This is a genomic window from Streptomyces sp. NPDC088810, assembly GCF_044750305.1.
Lineage (GTDB): Bacteria > Actinomycetota > Actinomycetes > Streptomycetales > Streptomycetaceae > Streptomyces.
In genome coordinates, this window is record NZ_JBIVJQ010000001.1 from 137,189 (window position 1) to 160,289 (window position 23,101).

Annotated in this window: 21 protein-coding genes and 1 tRNA gene; 12 read left to right on the forward strand and 10 right to left on the reverse strand. The window is 69.8% G+C overall.

Annotation, left to right across the window (positions count from 1 at the left end):
- Nucleotides 1-559: 559 nt before the first annotated feature.
- A complete protein-coding gene (locus ACIP4Y_RS00585; protein WP_401385895.1) occupies nt 560-3,304 on the forward strand; it encodes a transglycosylase domain-containing protein in 2,745 nt (914 codons plus the stop codon).
- A 194-nt stretch (nt 3,305-3,498) separates the two neighbouring features.
- On the opposite strand, the gene ACIP4Y_RS00590 is transcribed toward ACIP4Y_RS00585, so the two are convergent.
- Nucleotides 3,499-3,858 carry a co-chaperone GroES gene (locus tag ACIP4Y_RS00590; RefSeq protein WP_014672972.1) on the reverse strand — a complete coding sequence of 120 codons (360 nt, stop codon included), beginning with the start codon at nt 3,856-3,858 and terminating at the stop codon, nt 3,499-3,501.
- 22 nt (nt 3,859-3,880) lie between these two features.
- Complete coding sequence (locus ACIP4Y_RS00595; protein ID WP_358637282.1) at nt 3,881-4,210, reverse strand: DUF3618 domain-containing protein; 330 nt, start codon at nt 4,208-4,210, stop codon at nt 3,881-3,883.
- Nucleotides 4,211-4,303: 93 nt separating this feature from the next.
- Between ACIP4Y_RS00595 and bcp the strand changes: the two genes are divergently transcribed.
- From bcp to ACIP4Y_RS00615, 4 genes are all read left to right on the forward strand, one after another.
- Nucleotides 4,304-4,771 carry a thioredoxin-dependent thiol peroxidase gene (gene bcp / locus ACIP4Y_RS00600; protein WP_358637284.1) on the forward strand — a complete coding sequence of 156 codons (468 nt, stop codon included), beginning with the start codon at nt 4,304-4,306 and terminating at the stop codon, nt 4,769-4,771.
- A 139-nt stretch (nt 4,772-4,910) separates the two neighbouring features.
- Nucleotides 4,911-5,564 (forward strand): HNH endonuclease signature motif containing protein, encoded by a 654-nt coding sequence (locus ACIP4Y_RS00605; protein WP_401385900.1) that lies wholly within the window; start codon nt 4,911-4,913, stop codon nt 5,562-5,564.
- A complete protein-coding gene (locus ACIP4Y_RS00610) occupies nt 5,561-6,265 on the forward strand; it encodes an HNH endonuclease (RefSeq protein WP_401385903.1) in 705 nt (234 codons plus the stop codon). The genes ACIP4Y_RS00605 and ACIP4Y_RS00610 overlap by 4 nt, the downstream gene beginning before the upstream one ends.
- 11 nt (nt 6,266-6,276) lie before the next feature.
- A tRNA-Leu gene (locus ACIP4Y_RS00615) sits at nt 6,277-6,361 on the forward strand.
- A gap of 41 nt (nt 6,362-6,402) precedes the next feature.
- Here ACIP4Y_RS00615 and rdgB read toward each other — a convergent pair.
- Nucleotides 6,403-7,005, reverse strand: a complete 603-nt coding sequence (gene rdgB, locus ACIP4Y_RS00620) for an RdgB/HAM1 family non-canonical purine NTP pyrophosphatase (protein WP_358637290.1) — start codon at nt 7,003-7,005, stop codon at nt 6,403-6,405.
- Nucleotides 7,006-7,031: 26 nt separating this feature from the next.
- Nucleotides 7,032-8,366 (reverse strand): SGNH/GDSL hydrolase family protein, encoded by a 1,335-nt coding sequence (locus tag ACIP4Y_RS00625; protein ID WP_401385907.1) that lies wholly within the window; start codon nt 8,364-8,366, stop codon nt 7,032-7,034.
- Nucleotides 8,367-8,561: 195 nt separating this feature from the next.
- Here ACIP4Y_RS00625 and ACIP4Y_RS00630 point away from each other — a divergent pair, with 195 nt between their 5' ends.
- Both ACIP4Y_RS00630 and ACIP4Y_RS00635 read left to right on the forward strand, forming a co-directional pair.
- Nucleotides 8,562-9,875, forward strand: coding sequence for a DUF445 domain-containing protein (locus tag ACIP4Y_RS00630; protein ID WP_358637294.1), 1,314 nt, complete (start codon nt 8,562-8,564; stop codon nt 9,873-9,875).
- A gap of 60 nt (nt 9,876-9,935) precedes the next feature.
- Nucleotides 9,936-11,507: an MFS transporter gene (locus tag ACIP4Y_RS00635; protein ID WP_401385911.1), complete on the forward strand. Its 1,572-nt coding sequence runs from the start codon at nt 9,936-9,938 to the stop codon at nt 11,505-11,507.
- Between the two features lie 24 nt (nt 11,508-11,531).
- Here ACIP4Y_RS00635 and ACIP4Y_RS00640 read toward each other — a convergent pair whose 3' ends face one another.
- Nucleotides 11,532-11,984: a hypothetical protein gene (locus ACIP4Y_RS00640; RefSeq protein WP_401385914.1), complete on the reverse strand. Its 453-nt coding sequence runs from the start codon at nt 11,982-11,984 to the stop codon at nt 11,532-11,534.
- Between the two features lie 154 nt (nt 11,985-12,138).
- On the opposite strand from ACIP4Y_RS00640, the gene ACIP4Y_RS00645 reads away from it, so the two are divergent.
- Nucleotides 12,139-13,089: a GlxA family transcriptional regulator gene (locus ACIP4Y_RS00645; RefSeq protein WP_401385916.1), complete on the forward strand. Its 951-nt coding sequence runs from the start codon at nt 12,139-12,141 to the stop codon at nt 13,087-13,089.
- A gap of 10 nt (nt 13,090-13,099) precedes the next feature.
- Here the strand turns inward: ACIP4Y_RS00645 and ACIP4Y_RS00650 are convergent, their stop codons facing one another.
- Nucleotides 13,100-13,405: a hypothetical protein gene (locus ACIP4Y_RS00650; RefSeq protein WP_401385919.1), complete on the reverse strand. Its 306-nt coding sequence runs from the start codon at nt 13,403-13,405 to the stop codon at nt 13,100-13,102.
- Nucleotides 13,406-13,563: 158 nt separating this feature from the next.
- On the opposite strand from ACIP4Y_RS00650, the gene ACIP4Y_RS00655 reads away from it, so the two are divergent.
- Nucleotides 13,564-13,989 (forward strand): Hsp20/alpha crystallin family protein, encoded by a 426-nt coding sequence (locus ACIP4Y_RS00655; protein ID WP_358637303.1) that lies wholly within the window; start codon nt 13,564-13,566, stop codon nt 13,987-13,989.
- 395 nt (nt 13,990-14,384) lie between these two features.
- Entirely contained in the window at nt 14,385-14,870 is a 486-nt protein-coding gene (locus tag ACIP4Y_RS00660) for a DUF2267 domain-containing protein (RefSeq protein WP_401385922.1), read from the forward strand.
- Between the two features lie 50 nt (nt 14,871-14,920).
- Here ACIP4Y_RS00660 and ACIP4Y_RS00665 read toward each other — a convergent pair whose 3' ends face one another.
- The 4 genes from ACIP4Y_RS00665 to ACIP4Y_RS00680 form a co-directional block, all read right to left on the reverse strand.
- Nucleotides 14,921-15,886 (reverse strand): hypothetical protein, encoded by a 966-nt coding sequence (locus ACIP4Y_RS00665; protein ID WP_401385925.1) that lies wholly within the window; start codon nt 15,884-15,886, stop codon nt 14,921-14,923.
- A 33-nt stretch (nt 15,887-15,919) separates the two neighbouring features.
- Nucleotides 15,920-16,930, reverse strand: a complete 1,011-nt coding sequence (locus tag ACIP4Y_RS00670; protein WP_401385928.1) for a hypothetical protein — start codon at nt 16,928-16,930, stop codon at nt 15,920-15,922.
- Nucleotides 16,931-16,972: 42 nt separating this feature from the next.
- Nucleotides 16,973-20,032: a DUF3427 domain-containing protein gene (locus ACIP4Y_RS00675; RefSeq protein WP_401388589.1), complete on the reverse strand. Its 3,060-nt coding sequence runs from the start codon at nt 20,030-20,032 to the stop codon at nt 16,973-16,975.
- Nucleotides 20,033-20,224: 192 nt separating this feature from the next.
- A complete protein-coding gene (locus tag ACIP4Y_RS00680; protein ID WP_401385931.1) occupies nt 20,225-21,235 on the reverse strand; it encodes a hypothetical protein in 1,011 nt (336 codons plus the stop codon).
- Nucleotides 21,236-21,350: 115 nt separating this feature from the next.
- Between ACIP4Y_RS00680 and ACIP4Y_RS00685 the strand changes: the two genes are divergently transcribed.
- The gene (locus ACIP4Y_RS00685; RefSeq protein WP_401385934.1) at nt 21,351-22,367 is read left to right on the forward strand and encodes a permease; all 1,017 of its coding nucleotides are present in this window, start codon (nt 21,351-21,353) and stop codon (nt 22,365-22,367) included.
- Nucleotides 22,352-23,098, forward strand: a complete 747-nt coding sequence (locus ACIP4Y_RS00690; protein ID WP_401385937.1) for a TIGR03943 family putative permease subunit — start codon at nt 22,352-22,354, stop codon at nt 23,096-23,098. Before ACIP4Y_RS00685 ends, ACIP4Y_RS00690 begins: the two co-directional genes overlap by 16 nt.
- Nucleotides 23,099-23,101 lie beyond the last annotated feature (3 nt).

Genomic DNA, 23,101 nt, shown 5'->3' on the forward strand with positions numbered 1-23,101 from the left:
CGGCGGTGCTTCGGCCTCCGGTGGCAGTTCGGCTTCCGGCGGTGGTCCGGCGTCCGGTCGCGGTTCGGCGGCCGGGGGTGGTCCGGCGTCCGGTGGGGGCGTGGGCTCCGGTTCGGGGGCTGGGCGTGGTCCGGTTTCCGGCGGTGCTTCGGCCTCCGGTGGCAGTTCGGCTTCCGGCGGTGGTCCGGCGTCCGGTCGCGGTTCGGCGGCCGGGGGTGGTCCGGCGTCCGGTGGTGCTTCGGCCTCCGGTGGGGGCGTGGGCTCCGGTTCGGGTGCTGGGCGTGGCCCGGTTTCCGGCGGTGCTTCCGGGGCTGGGCGTGGTCCGGTTTCGGGCGGTGCTCCGGCGTCCGAGGGTGGCTCGGGTTCCGGTGCTTCGGCGTCTCAGCGTGCCCAGGCTTCCGGTGCTTCGGCGTCTCAGCGTGCCCAGGCTTCCGGCGGTGCTGCGGACGGCGGTGCCGCTTCGGCTGTCGGTGATGCCCCGGCCACCGCCAAGGAACCCGGTGGCAAGAAGTCGGCCCGTTCCGGTGCCCCCGCCGAGCAGCCGGCTGAGAGCACTCAGGTGCTTCGTCGGGTCACCCCGCCCCGGGGGCCGCAGCCCGGTGAGGCGCCCGAGACCACGCAGGTGCTCCGGCGGGTCAACGCGCCCCGCGCCGGGACGGAGTCGGACTCCGAGAGCCGTAACCCCCGTACCCCTGGTCCCACCGTTCCCCGCCCCGCCGGCCAGAACCGCGCGGCCGGGGCCGGTACCGCCTCCTCCCCGGCCGCCGCCCGCGCCGCCCGTGCCGCGCGCGCTGCCGGCACCGCCGGTACCGCTGCCGCCGGTGCCGCCGCCGGGGCCCAGGCCGCCAAGGGTGCCGCCGCATCCGCAGCCGGCGCCACCGCCACCGCCTCCGCCGAGGCCGAGACCACCGCCCTCTCCGCCGCCGACGGTGACACCGCCGGAGGCAGCGGCAACGGCAAGGGCAAGGCCAAGGACAAGAAGGGCAAGCGGCCCAAGCGGACCGGGTGGCGGCGGATCCTGCCGACCTGGCGCATGGTGCTCGGCACCTTCGTCATCGGCGTGCTGCTGCTCGTCGGGCTGTTCTTCCTCGGCTACTCCATGGTGAAGATCCCGCCGGCCAACGCCTTCGCGACCAAGCAGAGCAACGTCTACCTCTACGCCGACGGCTCCCAGCTCGCCCGCGACGGCGAGGTCAACCGCGAGAACGTCAGCCTCGCCCAGGTCTCCAAGGACGCCCAGCACGCCGTACTGGCCGCCGAGGACCGCGACTTCTACACCGAGTCGGCCGTCGACCCGAAGGCCATGCTCCGCGCCGGGTGGAACACCGCGACCGGCAAGGGCAAGCAGTCCGGCTCGACGATCACCCAGCAGTACGTGAAGAACTACTACCTGGCCCAGGAACAGACGGTCACCCGCAAGGCCAAGGAGTTCTTCATCTCGATCAAGCTCGACCAGAACAAGTCCAAGGACGAGATCCTGGAGGGCTACCTCAACACCAGCTACTTCGGCCGCAACGCCTACGGCATCCAGGCCGCCGCCCAGGCCTACTACGGCATGGACGCCGCCGACCTCGACCCGGCCCGCGCCGCCTACCTCGCCGCGCTCGTCAACGCGCCGAGCGAGTACGACGTCGTAGCCCACCCGGAGAACAAGAAGGCCGCCGTCGCCCGCTGGAACTACGTCCTGGACGGCATGGTCACCAAGGGCTGGCTGAGCGAGTCCAAGCGCGCCGGCATGAAGTTCCCGATGCCCAAGGAGCAGACGATCTCCACCGGCATGTCCGGCCAGCGCGGCTACCTCGTGGAGGCGGTCAAGCACTACCTGACCACCAACAACATCATCGACGCCGACCACCTCGCGGCCGGCGGCTACCGCATCACCACCACCATCCAGAAGAAGCGGCAGGACGCCTTCGTCAAGGCGGTCGACGACCAGCTGATGTCCAAGCTGGACAAGAAGAACCGCAAGGCCGACACCTACGTCCGGGCCGGCGGCGCCTCCGTCGACCCCAAGACGGGCAAGGTCGTCGCGATGTACGGCGGCATCGACTACGTGAAGCAGTACACCAACGGCGCCACCCGCGGTGACTTCCAGGTCGGCTCCACGTTCAAGCCGTTCGTGTTCACCTCCGCCGTGCAGAACGGGTCCACCACCCAGGACGGCCGCACCATCACCCCGAACACGGTCTACGACGGCACCAACCAGCGCCCCGTCCAGGGCTGGAGCGGCGGCGCCTACGCCCCCGAGAACGAGGACCAGCGGTCCTACGGCCAGATCACCGTCCGCAAGGCCACCGACCTGTCGGTGAACTCGGTGTACGCGCAGATGGCCGTCGACGTCGGCCCCGCCAAGGTCAAGCAGACCGCCGTCGACCTCGGCATCCCCTCCGGCACCCCGGACCTCCAGCCGTACCCGTCCATCGCCCTCGGCACCGCCACCGCCAGCGTCCTGGACATGGCCGAGGCCTACGCCACGCTCGCCAACCACGGCAAGCACGGCACGTACACGCTGGTCGAGAAGATCACCAAGGAGGGCACCGAGGAGGTCAAGCTGCCCGACCAGCCGGCCAAGCAGGCCGTCAGCCGGGAGGCCGCCGACACCACCACCTCCGTCCTGCAGAGCGTGGTGCAGAGCGGTACCGCCACCGCCGCACAGGCCGCGGGCCGTCCCGCGGCCGGCAAGACCGGTACCGCCGAGAGCGACACCGCCGCCTGGTTCGCCGGCTACACCCCCGACCTGGCCACGGTGGTCTCCGTCATGGGCCAGGACCCGGTGACCGCCAAGCACCAGCCGCTGTACGGGGCCCTCGGCCAGGCCCGGATGAACGGTGGCGGCCCGCCCACCCAGATCTGGGCCCAGTACACGCGCGACGCGCTGAAGGGCAAGCCGGTCAGCGACTTCGACCTCCAGCTCGAACAGGGCGCCGACCAGATCCAGGAGCCGCCCGCCAGCAGCACCGCCCAGCCCGGCACCGACGGCGGCCAGAGCGACGGCGGCGCGACCGCGACCCCGTCCAACGGCGCGACGGCCACCCCCACCGACGGCGGCGCCACCGGCACCCCGACCGACGGCGGCGCGACCACCGGCGGCGGCCCCACCACCGACGGCGGTACGACCACGGACGGAGGCGCGACCACCGGCGGTGACACGACCGGCGGAGGCGCGACCACCGGCGGCGGCACCACGGGCGGCGGGACCACCGGGGGCGGGACGGCCACCGGGGGCGGAACCCCGGGCGGCGGCACGACAGGTGGCGACACCTCCGGTACCGACGCGGGCACCGGAGGCTTCCCCGGCACCTAGGGCCCGCCCGGCAGTCAGTGACCGCCGGTCGCCTTCAGCCCCACCACGGCGACCAGCAGCAGACACACGAAGAAGACCCCGTACGCCGTACCGATGGGCAGGGACCACGCGGCGTACGACAGCAGGACCATGCGGCAAAAGCACGGCGAAGAGGGCCGGTGACCATCGTCACCGGCCCTCTTCGCCGCGCGTTGCTACAGGTACAGGCCCGTGGAGTCCTCCGACCCCTCGAACCGGTCCGCGGCGACGGCGTGCAGGTCACGCTCCCGCATCAGCACGTACGCCACGCCCCGCACCTCGACCTCCGCCCGGTCCTCCGGGTCGAACAGGACACGGTCGCCGGGCTCCACCGTCCGTACGTTCTGGCCGACGGCGACGACCTCGGCCCAGGCCAGCCGCCGCCCCACCGCCGCGGTGGCGGGAATCAAAATGCCGCCCCCCGACCGCCGCTCGCCCTCACCGGTCTCCTGCCGCACGAGAACCCGGTCGTGCAGCATCCGGATGGGGAGCTTGTCGTGGTGGGGAGTGCTGTGCTCGTTTCTGTTGGCGCTCACGCCTCGAACCTACCTGCCCCGGTCAGTCCCTGCGCCGTCGGGCCCCGAGGGCGAGCAGCCCCACGACCCCCACGACGACGAGTGCGACGGGTACGACCCGCTCCAGCCGGGGCGCCCCCTCCTCATCCACGAACCGGGTTCGCACCTCGCTGACGGCCCGGTTGACCTGCACATACGCCCGCCCGACCGTGTGATCGACATGCGCGATCGCCTTGGCCTTGGCATCCCCGACGATGGTCTTCGGATGCACCCGCACCCCGATCTCGTCGAGCGTCTCGGCCAGCACTTCACGGCGGCGCCTGATGTCCGCCTCGATCTGCGCCGGGGTTCTGGTGTCCGACGTGTCCGCCACCGTACGGCCTCCGAAGTCTCCTGATGCTGTTCCGAACAGTTTGTCAGCTCTGGGCCGCGCCGCACCGCAAGGCCCCCCGGTTACGCTGGCCCGATGAGCGAGCGACTCCAGCCGGGGGACGTGGCCCCCGCCTTCACCCTCCCCGACGCCGACGGCACCGAGGTGTCCCTCTCGGACCACAAGGGCCGCAAGGTCATCGTCTACTTCTACCCCGCCGCCCTTACCCCCGGCTGCACCAAGCAGGCCTGCGACTTCACGGACAACCTGGAACTCCTGGCCGGCGCCGGCTACGACGTCATCGGCATCTCGCCCGACGCCCCGGAGAAGCTGGCGAAGTTCCGCGAGAAGGAGTCCCTGAAGATCACCCTCCTCGCCGACCCCGACAAGAAGGTCACCGAGGCCTACGGCGCGTACGGCGAGAAGAAGAACTACGGCAAGACCTACCTGGGCGTCATCCGCTCCACGATCATCGTGGACGAGGAGGGCAAGGTGGAACGGGCCCTCTACAACGTCCGCGCAACCGGCCACGTGGCCAAGATCATCAAGGATCTGGGCATCTGAGGGCGCCCACTACCGCTGACGGCGGCTCGCCCCGGGAGGACCGGGTGCGGGCCGCTTTCTCTTTCCGTGCGTGACTGTCCGATAACCGGTTCGTTACTCCGTACGGGCTGCGAACCTGTGCCCGGAACGGAGGGTCTCGATGGTGGCCAGCCCGTACACCAAGGAACGGCTGGAGACGGCGGCTCGCGGGGCGAGGACGTTGTCGGAGGCGCTGCAGAGGCTGGGGGTGGATCCGAGGAGTTCGACGCGCCGATACGTGCTCGGGCGGATGAAGAAGCTCGGGGTGGATGTCTCGCACTTCGAACGGGAGGGGGTGAAGTGGACGAGGGAGGTACTTGAGGAGGCCGTCGCTGCCTCCACGAACATGTGCGAGGTGTTGCGCCGTCTCGGCCTGGAGGTCGTCGGCGGCCATCACACGCACATCAGCCGCCGGATCAAGGCGTACGGGATCGACACCTCGCACTTCCAGCTGCCGACGCAGCGAGGGAAACCCTGGCGCGCCCGAACGCCGGAGGCCCTGCTCGTAGAGCAACCGGTCGGCCAGGTTCGGCGCATTCCGGGCGACCGGCTCCGATGGGCGATGAGGGCCGTAGGCCTGCCGGAGCGCTGTGCCCGCTGCGGCACAGAGCCGGTGTGGCGGGGCCGTCCGCTTCCCTTGGAGGTCGATCACCTCAACGGCGACTGGCGTGACAACCGCATCGAGAACCTCCGCTTCCTGTGTCCCAACTGCCACGCCACCACGGACCATTACCGAGGACGCGGCAAGGGTCGTTCCCGGGGCGGCGCCGTATGAGCAGCGGCGTGCAGTACACGCGTGAGCGGTTGGCCGAGGCCGCCGCGCAGTGCACCGACATTGACGAGGTCATCGCCTTCTTGGGTGTACGTCCCTATCGCAACCTGCGTCGGCACCTCTGCAAGCGCTTCGAGCACTACGGCATCGACACCTCACACCTCACACGTCGGCGGCGAGCTGGTGGGCCACCGCCCAAGCCGACCGCTGAAGAGCTGCAGCGTGCAGTTGAGCAGGCAACCTCCATCGCAGGTGCTCTCCGCATCCTGAGTAAGCCTTGCACCGGCCAGCTGCGCACGCTGTTCAATGAGTGGGTGGCAGAGGAAGGCCTCGATACCTCGCACTTCCTGGGGCAGGCGCACCAGCGTGGCAGATCGAGCGCGACTGCCAAACGGCCTGAGGAAGTACTGGTCAAGCACGACGGCCGCCGCCGGACGCGAACCCACCTGCTGCGCCGCGCGCTCCGTGAGACGGGCGTACCGGAGGAATGCGCCGAGTGCGGCATCGGGCCGGAGTGGTTGGGGCAGCCGATGACGCTGGAGGTCGACCACATCAACGGCGACTGGAGCGACGACCGGCGCGAGAATCTCCGGCTGCTCTGTCCCAACTGCCACGCGACGACCAGCACCTGGTGCCGAGGGGGCGTCCGGAGAAACGCGCAGCCCCGTACACTGAGCGAGGCAAAACGGCCTGTAAACAAATAGTCCGTTTTGGGGCGGCCGTGGCGAAATAGGCGATACGCGCGGGTTTTAGGTGCCCGTGGGAGAAATCCCGTGTGGGTTCGAGTCCCACCGGCCGCACACGTCAGGGGCCGCCCATCCGGGCGGCCCCTCGGCCACTCTCAGCCCAACAGCTCCCGCACCACAGGTACCAGCGCCCGGAACGCCTTGCCCCGGTGGCTGATCGCGTTCTTCTCCTCGGGGGTCAGCTCCGCGCAGGTGCGGGTTTCGCCGTCCGGCTGGAGGATCGGGTCGTAGCCGAAGCCGTTCGTGCCGGCCGGGGCGTGCCGCAGGGTGCCGCGCAGCCGGCCCTCGACCACCCGTTCCGTGCCGTCCGGCAGGGCGAGGGCCGCCGCGCAGGCGAAGTGGGCGCCGCGGTGTTCGTCGGCGATGTCGGAGAGCTGGGCCAGGAGCAGCTCCAGGTTGGCCTGGTCGTCGCCGTGGCGGCCGGACCAGCGGGCGGAGAAGATGCCGGGGGCGCCGTTCAGGACGTCGACGCAGAGGCCGGAGTCGTCGGCGACGGCGGGCAGCCCGGTGGCCTGGGCGAGCGCGTGTGCCTTGAGCAGGGCGTTCTCGGCGAAGGTGACGCCGGTTTCCTTGACGTCGGGGACGTCGGGGTAGGCGTCCGCGCCGACGAGTTCGTGGGGGAGCCCGGCGTCGGCCAGGATGGCCCTCAGTTCGGTGATCTTTCCGGCGTTGCGGGTGGCGAGGATCAAGCGGGTCATGCCCGCCAGTATTCCTCGCCTCGCGGTTACAGCTCCGCCTGCCCCGCGCCCCGCAGGGTGCGCAGGTCGAACACCTCGCCCATGGTGCGGTAGCCCAGGTCGCTGGGGTGCAGATGGTCGCCGGAGTCGTACTCGGGGCGCAGCCGGCGCGGGTCGTAGGGGTCCCGGAGGGCCTTGTCGAAGTCGACGACCGCGTCGTACACGCCGCCGGCCCGGATCCGGGCGTTGACCTGCTGTCGTACGGCCTCCCGGGCGGGGGTGTAGCCGCGGTGGCCCTGGAAGGGCATGAGGGTGGCGCCGACGACCTTCAGGCCGCGGGCGTGGGCCTGGCGGACCAGGGAGTGCAGTCCGGTGAGGATGCGGTCGGGGTCGGCGAGCTCGGGGTTGCGCAGGATGTCGTTGACGCCGAGGTCGATGACGACGATCTTGACGTTGGTCCGGGAGAGCGCGTCGCGGCCGAAGCGGCCGAGTCCGCTCTGGTTCTCGGCGGGCCGGCCGAGGCCGTCGGCGAGGACCTGGTTGCCGCTGATGCCTTCGTTGACGACGCTGTAGCGCGGCAGTTGCTCGCCGTTCTCCAGGGCGCTGCGCAGCCGGCCGGCGAGGACGTCGGGCCAGCGGCGGTTGGTGCCGGTGGTGGAGGTGATGCCGTCGGTTATGGAGTCGCCGAGGACGACGACGGTGCCGGCGGCCTCGTTGCTGAGCAGGTCGAGTGCCGTCACGTAGCGCCAGTAGGGGGTCTGTTCGGTGTACGGGGTGCCGGTGGCGTCCTCGGTGCGGTCGCCGGTGGCGAGGTACGACGTCTGGCGGGCGTGCGGGTGGTAGGTGACCGGCCCGGAGGGGGTGGGGGAGTAGGTGGTGATCAGGACGTCGGCGCCGTGCGGGACGGTGAGGTGGACGGCGTCGCTGACGGCCTGCCCGCCGGCGGGTATGACGATGCCGGTGCTGCCGCCGAAGGTGAGGCGCCGCATCGTTTCCGCGTCGGCGGCCGCGGTGCCGTCGCCGCTGGACAGGGCGAGGGAGGCGTGGGTGATGGTGAGGGGGGACTGGCCGTAGAGATTGGACAGTGTGACCCGGGCACTCGTACCGCCGGTGCTGGTGTGCACCACGTTGCGGACGGAGCGGCCCGCCAGGCCGGCGGTCTCCGTGCCGGGTTCGCCGCCGACGGGGGCGGTGGCCCAGGCGCCGACCCAGGTGCCGGTGGAGGCGGGGGCGGCGTGGGAGTCGCGGTGCGGGCGGTTGTCGCCGAGGGTGTTGCGGGGGGTGCCGTCATCGGCCGCGACGGTGACGTAGATGCCGGCGGACAGTGCGATGACCAGGGCGACCAGCGCACCGAGCACCGCATAACCATGACGCTTGGCCACTCTTGTGTTGTTCTCCTCGGGAGATGGGAGCCCGGGGCTCCGATCTTGCTCACCCATGATGCGTCATGGGCCGGGGAGTTCTGACAGGACCCTGCCACTACTCCCCTCCGGACAGACGCCGGGAACTCCTTTTCCGTTCCGGGAGTCGGTCAGGAAGGGACAATTGTGTGCGGGATCACCGAACGGGTGGAGCTGATGGAACCTACCGAGACGGGAACACCGGGGCGGGTCGCGTCGTACAAGACGATGACGGCGTTCACCCCGGCCGACGAGGAGCGCCGGCGCGGGGTGCGCCGGATGAAGCTCACGGCGACGGGCATGCTGCTGTTCGTCGCGGTGGTGTACGTCCTGGCGAAGACGGCAGGGCACGCGGGCGCCGGGACGTGGACGGACTATGTGGCGGCGGCGGCCGAGGCCGGCATGGTGGGCGCGCTCGCCGACTGGTTCGCGGTCACGGCGCTCTTCCGGCATCCGCTGGGGCTGCCCATCCCGCACACCGCGATCATCCCCACCAAGAAGGACCAGCTGGGCATCTCGCTCGGTGAGTTCGTCGGGGAGAACTTCCTCTCCGAGGACGTCGTGCGGCAGCGGCTGCGCGCGGTGGGCATCGGCAGCCGGCTCGGGGCCTGGCTGGCGGAGCCGGAGCACGCGGACCGGGTGACGGCGGAACTGGCCACCGCCCTGCGCGGGGCCCTCACCGTGCTGCGCGACTCGGACGTGCAGGCGGTCGTCGGCGAGGCGATCAACCGGCGGGCCAACGCGCAGGAGATCGCGCCGGGGCTCGGCAAGACGCTGGAGAGGATCGTCGCCGACGGCGGGCACCGGCGGGTGGTGGACCTGGTGGTGGCCCGCGCGCACGACTGGCTGGTGCTGCACCGGGACGACGTGATGGTGGCGGTGGAGGGCGGCGCGCCGGGCTGGACCCCGCGGTTCGTGGACCGGAAGGTCGGCGAGCGGGTCTACAAGGAGCTGCTGCGGTTCGTCACCGAGATGCGGGACATGCCCTCGCACCCGGCGCGCGGCGCGCTGGACCGCTTCCTCACCGACTTCGCCTCCGACCTGCAGTCCGACACGGAGACCCGGGCGCGGGTGGAGCGGCTCAAGGGCGAGGTGCTGGGCCGCGGCGAGGTGCAGGACCTGATCGCGTCCGTGTGGACGGCCGTGCGGTCGATGATCGTGGCGGCGGCCGAGGACGAGCGCAGTGAGCTGCGGACCCGGGTGCGGGCCGCGCTGCTGTCCCTGGGCTCGCGGATGGCGACCGAGCCGAAGGTGCAGAACAAGGTCGACTCGTGGGTGGAGGGCGCGGCGGTGCACGTCGTGACGACGTACCGCGCGGAGATCACCTCGCTGATCACGGACACGGTGGCCGGCTGGGACGCCGAGCACACCACCCGGAAGATCGAGGCGCACATCGGCCGTGACCTGCAGTTCATCCGGATCAACGGCACGGTGGTGGGCTCCCTGGCCGGTCTGGTGATCTACGCGGTGTCGCGGGGGCTGGGGGCCTGACCGGACTGTTCCGGTGTGCTCCGGGCACCCGATAACCCGCCTCGACGTGGAGGGAGCCCCATGAGTGCAGCAGCCGAAGCGCCGTCGCCGGAGACCGGCCGGACCATCACCACGACCATCCCCGCCCGACTAGACCGTCTGCCGTGGTCCCGCTGGCACTGGACGATCGTGATCGGCCTGGGCACCGTGTGGATCCTGGACGGCCTGGAGGTCACGGTCGTCGGAAACATCGCCAGCCGGCTGTCGGAGCCCGGCAGCGGGCTGTCCATCACGTCCGGGCAGATCACCGGCATCGCCGCCGCCCTCTACGTGGCGGGCGCCTGCGTGGGTGCCCTGTTCTGGGGCCGGCTGACCGACCGCTTCGGCCGCAAGAACCTCTTCATGATCACCCTGGCGGTGTACCTCGCCGCGACGGCGCTCACCGCCGTCTCCTGGGAGGCCTGGTGGTTCTTCCTGTTCCGCTTCCTGACCGGTTTCGGTATCGGCGGTGAGTACGCGGCGATCAACTCCGCGATCGACGAGCTGATCCCGGCGGACTACCGCGGCCGGGTCGACCTGGTCATCAACGGCAGCTTCTGGCTGGGCGCGGTCGGCGGTTCGCTGCTGTCGATCGTCGCCCTCGACACCGACCTGCTGGCCGCGAACGTCGGCTGGCGCCTGACCTTCGCGCTCGGCGCCGTCCTCGCCCTGGTCATCCTGCTGGTACGACGGCACGTCCCGGAGAGCCCGCGGTGGCTGCTGATCCACGGCCGGGACCGGGAGGCGGAGGAGATCGTCTCCGGCATCGAGCGCCGGGTGGAGGAGGAGCGGGGCGAGCGGCTCCCGGAGCCCGAGGGCGAGCTGGAGATCCGCCAGCGCAAGAACGTGACCTTCCTGGAGATCGCCCGCACGGTCTTCGGCCGCTACCGCAAGCGGGCGGTACTCGGCTTCTCCCTCTTCATCGGCCAGGCGTTCCTGTACAACGCGATCACCTTCGGCTTCGGCGCCATCCTGACCAAGTTCTACGACGTGCCCGCCGACCGCACCGGCTACTACTTCGCGGTGATCGCGGTCGGCAACTTCTGCGGTCCGCTGCTGCTGGGCAAGCTGTTCGACACGGTCGGCCGCCGCGTGATGATCTCCTCGACCTACCTGCTCTCCGGCCTGCTGCTGTTCGGCACGGCGTGGCTGTTCGACCGGGGTGCGCTGAGCGCCGGCACGCTGACGGCCTGCTGGTGCGCGGTGCTGTTCTTCGCCTCGGCGGGCGCCTCCAGCGCCTACCTGACGGTGTCGGAGATCTTCCCGATGGAGACGCGGGCGATGTCCATCGCCTTCTTCTACGCCCTCGGCACCGCGGCCGGCGGCATCAGCGGCCCCCTTCTCTTCGCGGACCTCACCGGCACCGGCCGGGTCGGCGACACGGTCCTGGCCTTCTCCATCGGCGCGGCGCTGATGTGCGCGGCCGGCCTGGTGGCCGCGTTCCTGGCGGTACGGGCCGAACGCCGCTCCCTGGAGGACGTCGCCCGCCCGCTGACGGCGGTGGCGGGCCGGGCGAAGGCGGCGGCGCAGGGAGCGCGGCCGTCCCGGGGTTCCCAGGGCCGGGGTTCCCAGGGTCACGGGCCGACGGCACCGCCGGCGGCGAGCAGGCCGTGACGGGGGCGGTGCCCGGATTCCCTGTCAGGCGCCGGTGGTGGAGCCCGGCCGGACGATCATCAGGACCGTCACGGTGGCCCACAGCAGGTTGAACAGCCCGGTGACCATGGCGAGCCGCGCGGTCCGTTCGGGCCCGGCACCGCCTTCGAGGAGCGCGGTCTGGGCCGGCAGTACGAGGGCGACGAGGACGAGGGCGGCGAGCGCGGTCAGCGCGATCGACACGATCAGCCAGGCACTGCCGAGCACGCCCATCTCGCTCGCGGTGGCGAAGCCGAAGACGGGGACGACGACGCCTGCGACGGCGTAGACGCGGCAGATCCGGTGCAGCAGGCCGAGCGTCCCGGTGGCACCGGCGTCGCCGGGCCCGGTGGCCAGGGCCCGGCGCGCGGCGGGCGGGAACATGCTGGCGGCGACGGCGACGGGACCGACGGCGAGGATCGCGGCGATGACGTGGACGGCGAGGAGGAACTTGGTCACAGGGGGACGCTAGGGGCGGCGGGGATCCCGGAGGAGTGGCAGGAGTGCCAGGGTTCGACGGATTCTCGCCAGCGCCTCACATCAGGCAGCCGACGGCAGCCCGTACCCGGGCCCCTCCGCCGGCGACAACCCGTCGTACCCCTACCCTCTCGCCATGCACACCGTGGCCGTACTGGCGCTGGACGGCGTCATCCCCTTCGACTTCTCCGCCCCCATCGACACCTTCGGCTGGGCCCGGCTGCCCGACGGCCGGCAGCCGTACCGGGTGCGGGTGTGCTCGGTGCGGGAGGAGGTGAGCGCGGGCGCCTTCACGGTCCGGGCGCCGTACGGCCTGGAGGCGCTCGCGGAGGCCGACACGATCATCCTGCCCGGGGTGGCGGAGCCACCGGAGACGCTGCCGCCCGGGGTCGCCGAGGCGCTGCGCGCGGCGGCGGCGCACGGCACCCGGATCGCGTCGATCTGTGTGGGCGCGTTCCTCTTCGCGGCGACGGGCCTGCTGGACGGGCTGCGCGCGACGACCCACTGGATCGCGGCCCCGGACCTGGCCCGGCGTCACCCGGAGGTGACGGTCGACCCGAACGTCCTGTACGTCGACAACGGCCAGTTCCTGACGTCGGCGGGCGCCGCGGCCGCCCTGGACATGTGCCTGCACATGATCCGCAGGGACTTCGGCTCGGCGGTCGCCGCGCACGCGGCCCGGATGTCCGTGATGCCGCTGGAACGGGAGGGCGGGCAGGCCCAGTTCATCGTCCACGACCTGCCCCCGGCCCCGGCCGGCACCACCCTGGAGCCCCTGCTGGCCTGGCTGGAGGACCACTGCGACCGCGAGCTGGCGCTGGCGGAGATCGCGGCGAAGGCCGGCATGAGCACCCGTACCCTCAATCGCCGCTTCCGGGAGCAGACCGGTACGACCCCGCTGCAGTGGCTGCACCGGGCGCGGGTACGACGGGCCCAGCATCTGCTGGAGACCACCACGCACCCCGTGGAACGCATCGCCGGACAGACGGGTTTCGGCTCGCCGACGGCCTTCCGGGAACGCTTCCGGAGGGTGGTGGGGACGAGCCCGCAGGCGTACCGGAGGGCGTTCCGGGCGGGGGCGTCGTAAAGAGCGGGGCTCAGGCGGCCCTGCGGTCGGCGACGGCCCAGGAGGCGACGGCGACGGCACCGGCGACGCCGAGGACGGAGGGCCAGGCGCCGACCTTCTTGGCGAGCGGGTGGGATCCGGCGAAGGCGGCGACGTAGGCGGCGGTCAGCGCGCCGGCCGCCTTGCCGCCGGCCCGGGTGCGCCACTGCTGGGCCGCCGCGGCACCGGCGACGGCCAGGACGGCCCCGCCGAGCTGCCGCTTCTTGGTCCAGCGGGCGACGCCGTAGCCGCCGACGAGCCCGGTGGCGGCGACGACCGCGCTGGGAACCCTGGCCATGAGTGCCTCCTCGTATCCCGGATGTCTGTCCCGAGGCTAACGCGCAGGCGGCGCGCGTCCCCGAACCTGAGTCGAGGCTTGTCAAGTTTCCAGCGGAGAGTTATATAAGAAGCCGTAGGGCATCGCACACCAGCCCCTGAAGAGAGGAGTGACCTGTGATGCTCATGCGCACGGACCCCTTCCGCGAATTCGACCGGCTCGCTCAGCAGGTCCTGGGCGCGAACGCCCGTCCCTCCGCGATGCCGATGGACGCCTACCGGTCCGGTGACGAGTTCCTCGTCCACTTCGACCTGCCCGGCATCGACCCCGAGACGATCGAACTCGACGTCGAGCGCAACGTCCTCAACGTCCGCGCCGAGCGCCGCAACCCCGCTCCCGAGGACGCGGACATGCTGGTCGCCGAACGGCCCACGGGCACCTTCACCCGCCAGCTGTTCCTGGGCGAAACCCTCGACACCGAGCGCATCGACGCCTCGTACGACGCCGGCGTCCTGACCCTGCGCATCCCGGTGGCCGAACAGGCCAAGCCACGCCGCATCCAGATCACGGGCGGAGGCGACGACCGCAAGCAGATCAGCGGCTGACCGCCCGACGGGGCCGACCCCCCGGGGAGCCGGCGCGGCTTGATCTCGCCGGTGACCGACAGGCCGACGGCCGGCCTCGCGGGCCCATCCGCGCCGGCCCCCTGTGGACGGACCGGCGCGGCCCGTCACGTACGCGTCCCGCGGCCCGATCGGGCCGCGGGACGCGGTGACCCTGTGCCATGACAGGCGCCGGAATCCCACCGCCCGCGCTGGCCCGAAGACCGCGCGGCCCCCTACCGATCACAGACCACACGCCCCTGAGCACCCCCGAAAGGCAGCACACACCGCAGGACCCCCACCCGCCGCACATTGGCCGAACTGCCGCCCATGCCAGCCGCATTACGGGGTACCGGGCTTCCGGTGCCCCGAAGTGTCCCGGAGGAGGAGCCACCACGATGACCGTGACCACCCCGCAGCCGAGAATCGCCATCCCCGCCCCGACCGCGTCCGCGCGCCCGCGTGCCAAGAGCACGGCGGAGGACGCAGGCTGGCTGGAGCTGACCGAGGCGGTGCGCGAGGCGGGCCAGTACCCGACGCGGGCGGAGGCGGAACGCGTCACCCGGATCGTCCTGTCGGCCCTGGGCGGCCACGTCACCGGCGACGAACGCGTGGCCCTGGCCCAGGCCCTCCCCCGGGAGGCGGGCCGCGTCATCGCTTCCCAGATCCCCGCGACCCACCCCCTGACGGCCCGCGAGTTCGTCGAGTCGGTGGCCACCCGCATAGAGGGCTCGACCCCCGCGACCGCCCGCTGGGACGTCAGCTCGGTCCTGAGCACCCTCTCGGACCGCATCGGCGAACCCCTGACCACCCGAGTCCTCACCCAACTCCCCGCGGGGTACGCGTTGCTGTTTGGGCGGGCGGACCTGGCTGCGACGGCATAACGACTACGAGCACCCCGGGCGCCGCCCCAAGAAGCGGCGCCCGCCGCACGCTAGAAGAGCGTTGAGGCCGCAGGCAGCGCGAAGTACGGTCCGGGCCAGTGCACTGAACCGTCTCTGTCGGCTTGTGCCACGTGTTGCAGCAGCAGGGCCGTTGGATCCTGTAGGTCTACCTCAGCGTCCTTGCCGAGCAGGCGAGTGGTGATGGGTATGGATGGATAGGCTATTCCGAGCAGACTGCATATGTGCTCGAACTCTGCGTTTCTATTGTTCTGGCCAAGGTTTCCGTTGAGGTAGTCGCGCAGTCGTGAGCAGATATCCAGCATCGCGTTGCCGCTATCGGTAACGTGATAGATTCCGCCTTGTAGACTCTCGCTTTCCAGGAAGCCGATGATGAAGAGTCGCTCAGTCTCGTACCGCAGGGCGTCCAGGCTGACGTCTAGAGCCTTCGCCGTGTGCCTGTGGTTGCGATAGCCGTCCTTCTTGACGTGCGAGAGTATCGCAAGGGGAAGGCCGGGACGCCTGGAGGCGGCGAAGCGTTGCACATCCTGAGGGGTCAGCCCACCGAGAGCCACGTGCAGGAGTAGATCCTTCGTTATCTCCTCACGCAGGGAGTCGTACGTGGACTTCTCGGACTTCTCGTCGCCTGTCTTGAAATCTGCCGGCACCCAGAAGACCCGCAACCGAGACAGTCGGTCCCGTAGGGGCGTGTCGAGATGCGACTGAGTTACTTCAGCGAATCGTGAGCGAAGCCGGCTCTCGTGACGGGCAATGTACACGGCGGCAGCGATATCGCGCTCGTTGAGGAGCGTCCTGAGGTCCTTGTCAATGCCGTCTCCGCCGTGCTGCCACAAGGTCTGCCCCACGACTACCTTTGACCAGTCCTTCTTGAGGTCACAGGAGAAGTCGAAGAGCTTGCGTTGCCCCTCTGTGTAGCCGAAGAGCCCCGATCTCGAGGCGCTCTCCATGATACGAAGGGCTGCATGGGAGAGAAAGTCGTGCTCCGGTGACGTTGCCATGGCGACTCCAAAGGGGCAGGCGGGAGGGGTCGGTTACCTTGCCGTGTTTCTGACGTATCCGTGGTCACCCGGATAGATGGCGCTGATCCCCTCCGTGTGGAGAAGGTCTAGCAAGTCATCTTGCGGCTTGTCCGGAAGGAGCACGGCGAGACGGGGGCGCGGCTCGATGTGCCGCACATAGTCTTTGAGCTGACCTACGGCAATGCGCACTTCCTCCCGGCTGCCTTCACCTCGTACTGAATACAGCTCATGCTCGGTGGCGTCGTAAAGGTCTGTGGTGAGGATGGTTGTCGTGCCTGCGATCTTTATTTGATACGCGGAGACGTCATGTCCTTTGCGGGTCAGTTCCTCAAGGTAATCGTTCCGAAGTGTCGACTGACGGAGTTCGGCGATCAGGCTCGGTTGAGCTGCACGCCTGCTTTCTGCTGCGCGCTTCTGCCGTGGCGCGACCTTCTTTGCGGTGGTCGTCTTGGGCTCCGGTAGCTTGGTCGCGGCAACCGTTGCCAAAACTCGCAGTGCCTTTGTCTTTGCCGCAGGCCTGATCAAGTCCTGGGGAAGGCGCTGATATTCCCCCGTGGGGCGCAGGCGGAAAACGATGATGCGGCGCGGCTTTCCTTGCTCGTCCTTCGCCTCGCGCACGGTGTACGGCTGCTTCCGGTCCAACGCGAACTCGCCGATGTAACGTTGCTGCTTCGCACCGGACTTGGCGCCAGGGACCTTGCCCTCTGCCATGAACACGCGCAGGGATCTCCCGGCTTCCCCGTGGTACAGGACAGCCGCGTTGCGGGAGCCCCTCGTTCCCAGGAACGTCTGGTCTCCGCTGGTTCCCTGACCTGTGTACTCAAAGATCGGCCCGAGCTCGTCCTCCTCCGCCAGCCAGCCGTCCTCGTAGCCGTACTTCTTGCCGCTGTCGTGATCGACATAGATCAGGATGTTTCGGGTGGTTGTGGAGGGGAGGATCCCTCCCTGGCTCCCTCCACCAAACAGCTCATCCATGTCCGCGCGCGTGGTCAGGAGCCCAGGGGTGATCGAAGCTATGCCCATGCCTTGACGTTAGCTGATCACACTGACATCAATGTTGCTCAACTAGCCTGCGGCGATGGCCGCATAGCTCCAAACATCGGCCGGCAACTCATGCTCCAGCCGCCATGTGATCGCCATCGGCTTGCTGCTGGTGTGGTGCTCATAGGTGGCGGGCCCCAGGAGCATCCACGGCTGCGACTTGCCTATGTCGGTGGTCTTGTAGCGGCGCATGAAGAGGAGAACGTGGCTGCCTTGGCGGACGTGGTGCTGGTAGCGCAGGCCGGTGGGGGAGTTCTCCGAGGTGGCGTTCTGAGACTCCCAGTGGAAGAGCGTCGGGCTGAGCGCATAGTCCTTGTAGCGGACAGTGGGGGAGAAGTCCTTCTCGTTCTTTTCCAGCGTGATGAGCAGTGCGTCGGTCTTCAGCTCTTCGACCCACTGCACGCCCTGGGCGAACGATCTGGGCATCTGGCCGCCGAAGCGAGCCACGCCCAGCGCTGCGAGGATCTCTGAGCGGTTGTAGGCGCTATGCACCTTCAGCGGGAGAGCGCGGTGGGGGCCCGACAAATCGATCGGGTAGTGGTCGGTCTGCTCAATGACCCACCTCAGTACCTGCTCTAGCTCGTCGCGGACTACCCGTTGTGTTCGCAGCGCCTCCAGCCCTTCCTGGAAGCTGGTGAACCCGCCGGCGTCGTCCCACAGGTTGAAGAAGAGCATGCGGGCGTACGCCTGCTCCGTTGCGCTAAGGCTGTCGTAGTCAGGGGCGTCGTCGGCCAGGAGGCTGAGATAGGCATGTGCCCGCTCAGGATCGTCTACGTGCAGAAAGGCGTGGACCCGCTTGAGGAGCGCTGCTTCTCCCGCGGGTGCTGGCTCTTGCACCAGACCTGCCTTGCGCAAGACGGCTGTCCAGGAGTTGTCGCTCTTGTAAAGCTCCTTGATCTCACGTCGACTCTCGCGCAGGTAGTCCGCGAGGCGCGGGGTGCGGTACTCCTTGATCTCCTTCACCAGGGTTTTGATCGTGGCGCCTAGTTGCGAGCGAATGTTCCCGAGGACGAGGTCCTTCGCCTTGCCTTCCAAGATGATCTGGCACCCGGAGGGGAGCTGCGGGAAGTCATGCTCGATGTGGTCGACCAGTCGGTTGCGCGTGAGGTTCGTCAGGGCGCGGAACTGCTCTTCAAACCGGAACTCGGCTCGGTGTTGACCGATGAAGTCGAGAACGGTGACCACCGGCTTGGTCTCCGTCCGTCGAAGCCCCCGGCCCAGTTGCTGGAGGAAGACGGTCGCGCTGTTGGTGGGACGCAGCAACAGCAGCGTGTCGATGTCTGGGATGTCGAGGCCTTCGTTGAACAGGTCGACGGAGAAGATGACCTGGAGCTTGCCGCTTCGAAGGTCGGCCAGGGCCTGTGCCCGGGCATCGGTGGTTGAGTCGCTGTCGAGTGCTACAGCGTGGAAGCCGGCCGTACGGAAGAACTCGGCCATGAAGTGCGCATGAGCCTTGGTCACGCAAAAGCCGAGCGCCCGCATGGCCCCGGGGTTGGACACCTTGTCGCGGATCTGCTTGACGACAATGCGGGCGCGGGCGTGGTTTCCGGTGTAGACCCCGTCCAGGTCTCGATCGCTGTAAGCACCCTTGTGCCAGGTGAGGTTGGTGAGATCGGTTCCGTCGGGGATGCCGAAATAGTGGAACGGGCACAGGAGATCATTTTCGAGGGCTTCCCATAGGCGCATCTCGGCTGCGATGCGACCGCCGAAGAACTCATCTTGCACATTGAGGCCGTCCATGCGCTCAGGAGTCGCCGTGAGACCCAGCAGCTCCTTCGGCCGGAAGTGCTCGATGATGCGACGGTACGTGGCCGCCGTCGCGTGGTGGAACTCATCGATGACGATGATGTCGAAGTGCTCAGGTGCCAGCTGCTCCAACCGCTGGACGCTGAGTGACTGCACACTGGCGAACACGTGGTTCCAGTGAACCGGGTCCTGGCCCCCGTAGAGCGGTTCACCGAAGGATGCATCGTCGAGCACCTCGCGGTACTTGCGGAGGGATTGATCGAGGATCTCTTTACGGTGGGCCACGAAGAGCAGCCGCGGATATCCATCGCCCAGTTTTTTGCGCAGGTCGCGGTAGTCCAGAGCGGCCATCACGGTCTTGCCTGTGCCGGTTGCCGCCACGAGGAGATTGCGGTTCCGGCCGCGAATCTCCCGCTCCACGCGGAGGCGTTCCAGCATGTCCCGCTGGTGCGGGTAGGGACGTACCTCAAGGCCGGACAGACTGATCTTTAGGTCGGCGGTAGGACGTGCCCCGCCGGCCTGCGCCAAGGCACGGTCAAGACGTTCGCCATCAGCGTCTGGGTCGTAGATCTCGAATGCGCTGTCATTCCAGTAAGCATCGAAGGTCGCCTCAAACTTGTTGAGCACCGCTGGCGTGGCCACCGAGGACAGTCGAACATTCCACTCCAAGCCGTCCAGGAGTGCCGCCTTCGACAGGTTCGAACTGCCGACGTACGCCGTGTCAAAGCCGCTGTTACGTCGGAAGAGCCAAGCCTTGGCATGCAGCCGAGTCGAGCGGAGTTCGTAGTTGACCTTCACTTGTGCGCCGAAATCGCGGACCAGGCGGTCCAAGGCATGCCGGTCGGTTGCACCGATGTAGGTGGTCGTGATCACGCGTATGGGCACCTTGCGGTCCCTGGCGGCGCGCAGTGCATCTTCCAGGACCCGCAGGCCGTACCACTTGACGAACGCGCACAGCAGGTCGATCCGGTCGGCCGTCGCCAGTTCAGCTCGCAGCTCACTGCCCAGGCTCGGGTCATCCGGCGAGTTGGTGATGAGGGCCGTTTCGGACAGTGGGGTGAGCGGACGCACGGCGTACACGCCGGGTGCTTCCTGTTCCGCCAGAGCGAGGAGCTGGCGCGGTCCCTCCGCGATGGCACTCGTGGCCTCATCCTCGGAGGGGACACTCGCCAACGCCTGCAACACCCGGTTGGCGAGGGAGACCTGCTGGTCCTGCGGGACTTGGCTGAGCTTTCGCCCTACAGCCTCACCGATGTAGCGCGCCAGCACGTGCGGGGTGGATTCGGCGCTGACCTCAACATCGATGGCCTTCCAGCCAGCGGCCTCCAGCCCCTCCATCCGTTCCTGGACAGCTTCGGTGACGAGTTGCTCATAGATGCCCGCGACTGGCTTGCTCAGACCCCCCGGTTGCGTCACGCCGGCTCCTTGATCAGTTGTCGCTGCCCCGCACGGCTACTCGTGCCGGTTCGATCTGTTCTAACAGCAGACACTGACAAGCGTGGACGGACCGAGCGAGAGGGCCTTAGCCCCCTAGGCTCCGTGGCAGGCGTCGTAGTTCTGGGTGGACCCACACCAACACCCCGCCCCCCGCCCCGGCGGCCAAGCCACCGCCCGCCCCCGGGCCGCCAGAGTCGTCGCGTACTGCGGCAGCAGTGCGGTGTCCGTCGGGGACGTGCCCTCCGAGGCTGCGAAGGCCTCGTAGGAGGGGACCGTGCCGGTGACGATGCCGAGGTTGGCCGTGCCGGAGGCGGAGAGTTCGCGGAGGGAGGACTCTATGGTCGACAGGTGTTCGGTGTGCGAAGGGTACTCCGAGGACAGGGTCGGGTACGCCGACAGCAGCTCCGACAGTTCCGGGGCCGGCCAGTGGAGGACCGCCACGGGGAAGGGGCGGGAGAGGGCCTCGCGGTAGGCGCCGAGTTCGGCGCGGAGGCGGGAGATCTCCGCCTGGAGTTCCGCGGGGTTCTCCGAGCCCAGGGACCACACGCGTTTGGGGTCGTGGAGTTCGTCCAGGGCGACCGGGGACGTGTGGAGGGTGTCGGCGAGGGTGTCCCAGTCGTCGTGCGGGAGGCCCAGCATGCGGCGGACGCGGTGGCGGCCGTAGAGGAGGGGGTGGGTGGGGGCGGGGGGCTCGTCCGCGGGCCCCAGCAGGAGGCGGGCGGCCTCGGTGAACGTCTCCGCCGCCGCCTCCAGCTCGTCGTGGGCCTCGAGGGCCTCGGCCACGATCACCCAGGGGGCCGGGTCCCGGGGGGCCGCGGTGCGGATGCCCTCGATGATCGCCCGTGCCTCCGCCTCATGGCCGTACTCCCACAGGTTCGACGCCTTCAGGGCGCGGACCAGGGCCGGGTTGTCCAGCGTTTCGGCGGACGCGAGCAGGCGGTCGTAGAGGGTGGTCGCCGCGGGGCGGTCGCCGGACAGTTCCAGGTGGGCCGCCGCCCGCAGGAGGAGCGTCTCGGCGTCCTCCGGGTACAGGCCGGCGGTCCGCTCCAGGCGTGCCGCTTCGGCGGTGTGGTCGACGTTCTCGGCAGGCGTGTCGGGGCGCATGGGGGACACCGTACTGCCGGGCGGTGACAAAAGTGAGGTGCCCCCGGGGGGCGTGCACTCCGGTAGGGATATACGGATATCTTCTGTGCCGACATCTACACGGGGTGGAGCCGGCATGCAGAAGACGGGCGCGCTGGTCGCGGACGAGCCGGCGGCTGCCCTGGACGAGGGGCGCGAGCCGCCCCGGCACTGGCCCCTCCTCCTCGTCGGCGCCGCCGTCGTCCCCGGTACCGTCCTCTTCCTCCTCGGGCGCTGGGGGGACGCCCCGGCCGTGCAGGCCTGGCGGACCGTGTGTCTGGCCGTGACCGTGCAGGCGCTGCCGTTCCTCCTGCTCGGTACGGCCCTGTCCGGGGCGATCAACGCCTTCGTGCCGGAGGGGGTGTTCAACAGGATCCTGCCCCGCCGACCCGTGCTCGCCGTACCCGTGGCGGGGGTCGCGGGGGTCGTCCTGCCGGGGTGCGAGTGCGCCTCCGTGCCGGTCGCGGGCAGTCTGATCGGGCGCGGGGTGCCACCGGCCGCCGCCTTCGCGTTCCTGCTGTCCGCGCCCGCCATCAACCCCGTCGTGCTCACCGCCACCGCGATCGCGTTCCCCGGAAACCCCGCGATGGTGCTGGCCCGGCTGCTCGCCTCCCTCGCCACCGCCCTCGTCATGGGGTGGCTGTGGCTCCGGTTCGGGCGGGCCGAGTGGCTGAAGCCCGTCGTACGGCACACCGGGCACCGGCAGGGGCACAGCCGCCTGGACGAGTTCCGGCGCGGGTTCCAGCACGACTTCCTGCACGCCGGCGGGTTCCTGGTGCTCGGCGCCATCGCCGCGGCCACCTTCAACGTCGCCGTCCCGCGCTCTGTGCTGGACACCTTCGCCGCGGCGCCCTGGCTGTCCGTGCTGTTCCTCGCCGGGCTCGCCGTGCTGCTCGCGGTGTGCTCCGAGGCCGACGCCTTCCTGGCCGCCTCGCTGACCGGGTTCCCGCCGGTCGCGCGGCTGGCGTTCATGGTGGTGGGGCCCATGGTCGACCTGAAGCTGATCGCCCTGCAGGCGGGGACCTTCGGGCGGGCCTTCGCGGTGCGGTTCTCCGCCGCCACCGTCGTGGTCGCCGTCGCGTGCAGCACACTGATCGGATGGGGGCTGCTGTGAAACCGGCCGGTGAGACCCCGCAGCCGCACCGCTCGCTCCAGGCGGGGCTGCTCGTCCTCTGCGGGCTAGGGCTGCTGCACGTCTCCCTCTTCACCGACCTCTGCCTGCGCTACGTCAAGGAGGGCATGCGGCTCCCGCTCATCGCCTCCGGGGCCGTCCTGCTCGTGCTCGGGATCGCGAGCGCCGTCCTCGACCGGGCAGGGGAGACCGAGGAGCACGACGGCCACTCCGGCCTGCCCCGCGTCGCCTGGTTGCTCCTCCTGCCCGCCCTCGGCCTGCTCGTCCACGCCCCGCCCGCCCTCGGCGCCTACACCGCCGCCCGGCAGCCGGCGAAGGTCGTCGTCCACGACAGCGAGTTCGATCCGCTGCCGCGCACCTCGCCGCTGCCCATGACCCTCTCCGACTTCACCGGCCGGGTGCGGCAGGACCGGGGGCAGGCCATCAAGGGGCGCACGATCCGGATGACCGGATTCGTCACCCCCGGGGACGGCGGCGGCTGGGAGCTGACCCGGATCATCCTCAACTGCTGTGCCGCCGACGCCCAGTCCGTGAAGGTACGGGTGTACGGCGGGCCCGCCCTGCCCGCCGACACGTGGGTGACGGTCACCGGGACCTGGCACCCGGGCGGGACCCTGGGCACCGGCTCCGCGGCGGTCGCCCTGGACGCCCGTACCGTCACGAAGGTGCCCCGGCCGGCGAACGGCTACCAGGACGCCCTGCCGCTGGGCTGAACC

What these genes read in the sequence shown, in the direction of transcription:
- bcp (WP_358637284.1), top strand. Translation starts at nt 4,304, where the DNA reads ATGAGCGAGCGACTCCAGCCGGGGGACGTGGCCCCCGCCTTCACCCTC.
- ACIP4Y_RS00605 (WP_401385900.1), top strand. Translation starts at nt 4,911, where the DNA reads ATGGTGGCCAGCCCGTACACCAAGGAACGGCTGGAGACGGCGGCTCGC.
- ACIP4Y_RS00610 (WP_401385903.1), top strand. Translation starts at nt 5,561, where the DNA reads ATGAGCAGCGGCGTGCAGTACACGCGTGAGCGGTTGGCCGAGGCCGCC.
- rdgB (WP_358637290.1), bottom strand. Translation starts at nt 7,005, where the DNA reads ATGACCCGCTTGATCCTCGCCACCCGCAACGCCGGAAAGATCACCGAA.
- ACIP4Y_RS00630 (WP_358637294.1), top strand. Translation starts at nt 8,562, where the DNA reads ATGGAACCTACCGAGACGGGAACACCGGGGCGGGTCGCGTCGTACAAG.
- ACIP4Y_RS00635 (WP_401385911.1), top strand. Translation starts at nt 9,936, where the DNA reads ATGAGTGCAGCAGCCGAAGCGCCGTCGCCGGAGACCGGCCGGACCATC.
- ACIP4Y_RS00645 (WP_401385916.1), top strand. Translation starts at nt 12,139, where the DNA reads ATGCACACCGTGGCCGTACTGGCGCTGGACGGCGTCATCCCCTTCGAC.
- ACIP4Y_RS00650 (WP_401385919.1), bottom strand. Translation starts at nt 13,405, where the DNA reads ATGGCCAGGGTTCCCAGCGCGGTCGTCGCCGCCACCGGGCTCGTCGGC.
- ACIP4Y_RS00655 (WP_358637303.1), top strand. Translation starts at nt 13,564, where the DNA reads ATGCTCATGCGCACGGACCCCTTCCGCGAATTCGACCGGCTCGCTCAG.
- ACIP4Y_RS00660 (WP_401385922.1), top strand. Translation starts at nt 14,385, where the DNA reads ATGACCGTGACCACCCCGCAGCCGAGAATCGCCATCCCCGCCCCGACC.
- ACIP4Y_RS00665 (WP_401385925.1), bottom strand. Translation starts at nt 15,886, where the DNA reads ATGGCAACGTCACCGGAGCACGACTTTCTCTCCCATGCAGCCCTTCGT.
- ACIP4Y_RS00670 (WP_401385928.1), bottom strand. Translation starts at nt 16,930, where the DNA reads ATGGGCATAGCTTCGATCACCCCTGGGCTCCTGACCACGCGCGCGGAC.
- ACIP4Y_RS00675 (WP_401388589.1), bottom strand. Translation starts at nt 20,032, where the DNA reads ATGGAGGGGCTGGAGGCCGCTGGCTGGAAGGCCATCGATGTTGAGGTC.
- ACIP4Y_RS00680 (WP_401385931.1), bottom strand. Translation starts at nt 21,235, where the DNA reads ATGCGCCCCGACACGCCTGCCGAGAACGTCGACCACACCGCCGAAGCG.
- ACIP4Y_RS00685 (WP_401385934.1), top strand. Translation starts at nt 21,351, where the DNA reads ATGCAGAAGACGGGCGCGCTGGTCGCGGACGAGCCGGCGGCTGCCCTG.
- ACIP4Y_RS00690 (WP_401385937.1), top strand. Translation starts at nt 22,352, where the DNA reads ATGGGGGCTGCTGTGAAACCGGCCGGTGAGACCCCGCAGCCGCACCGC.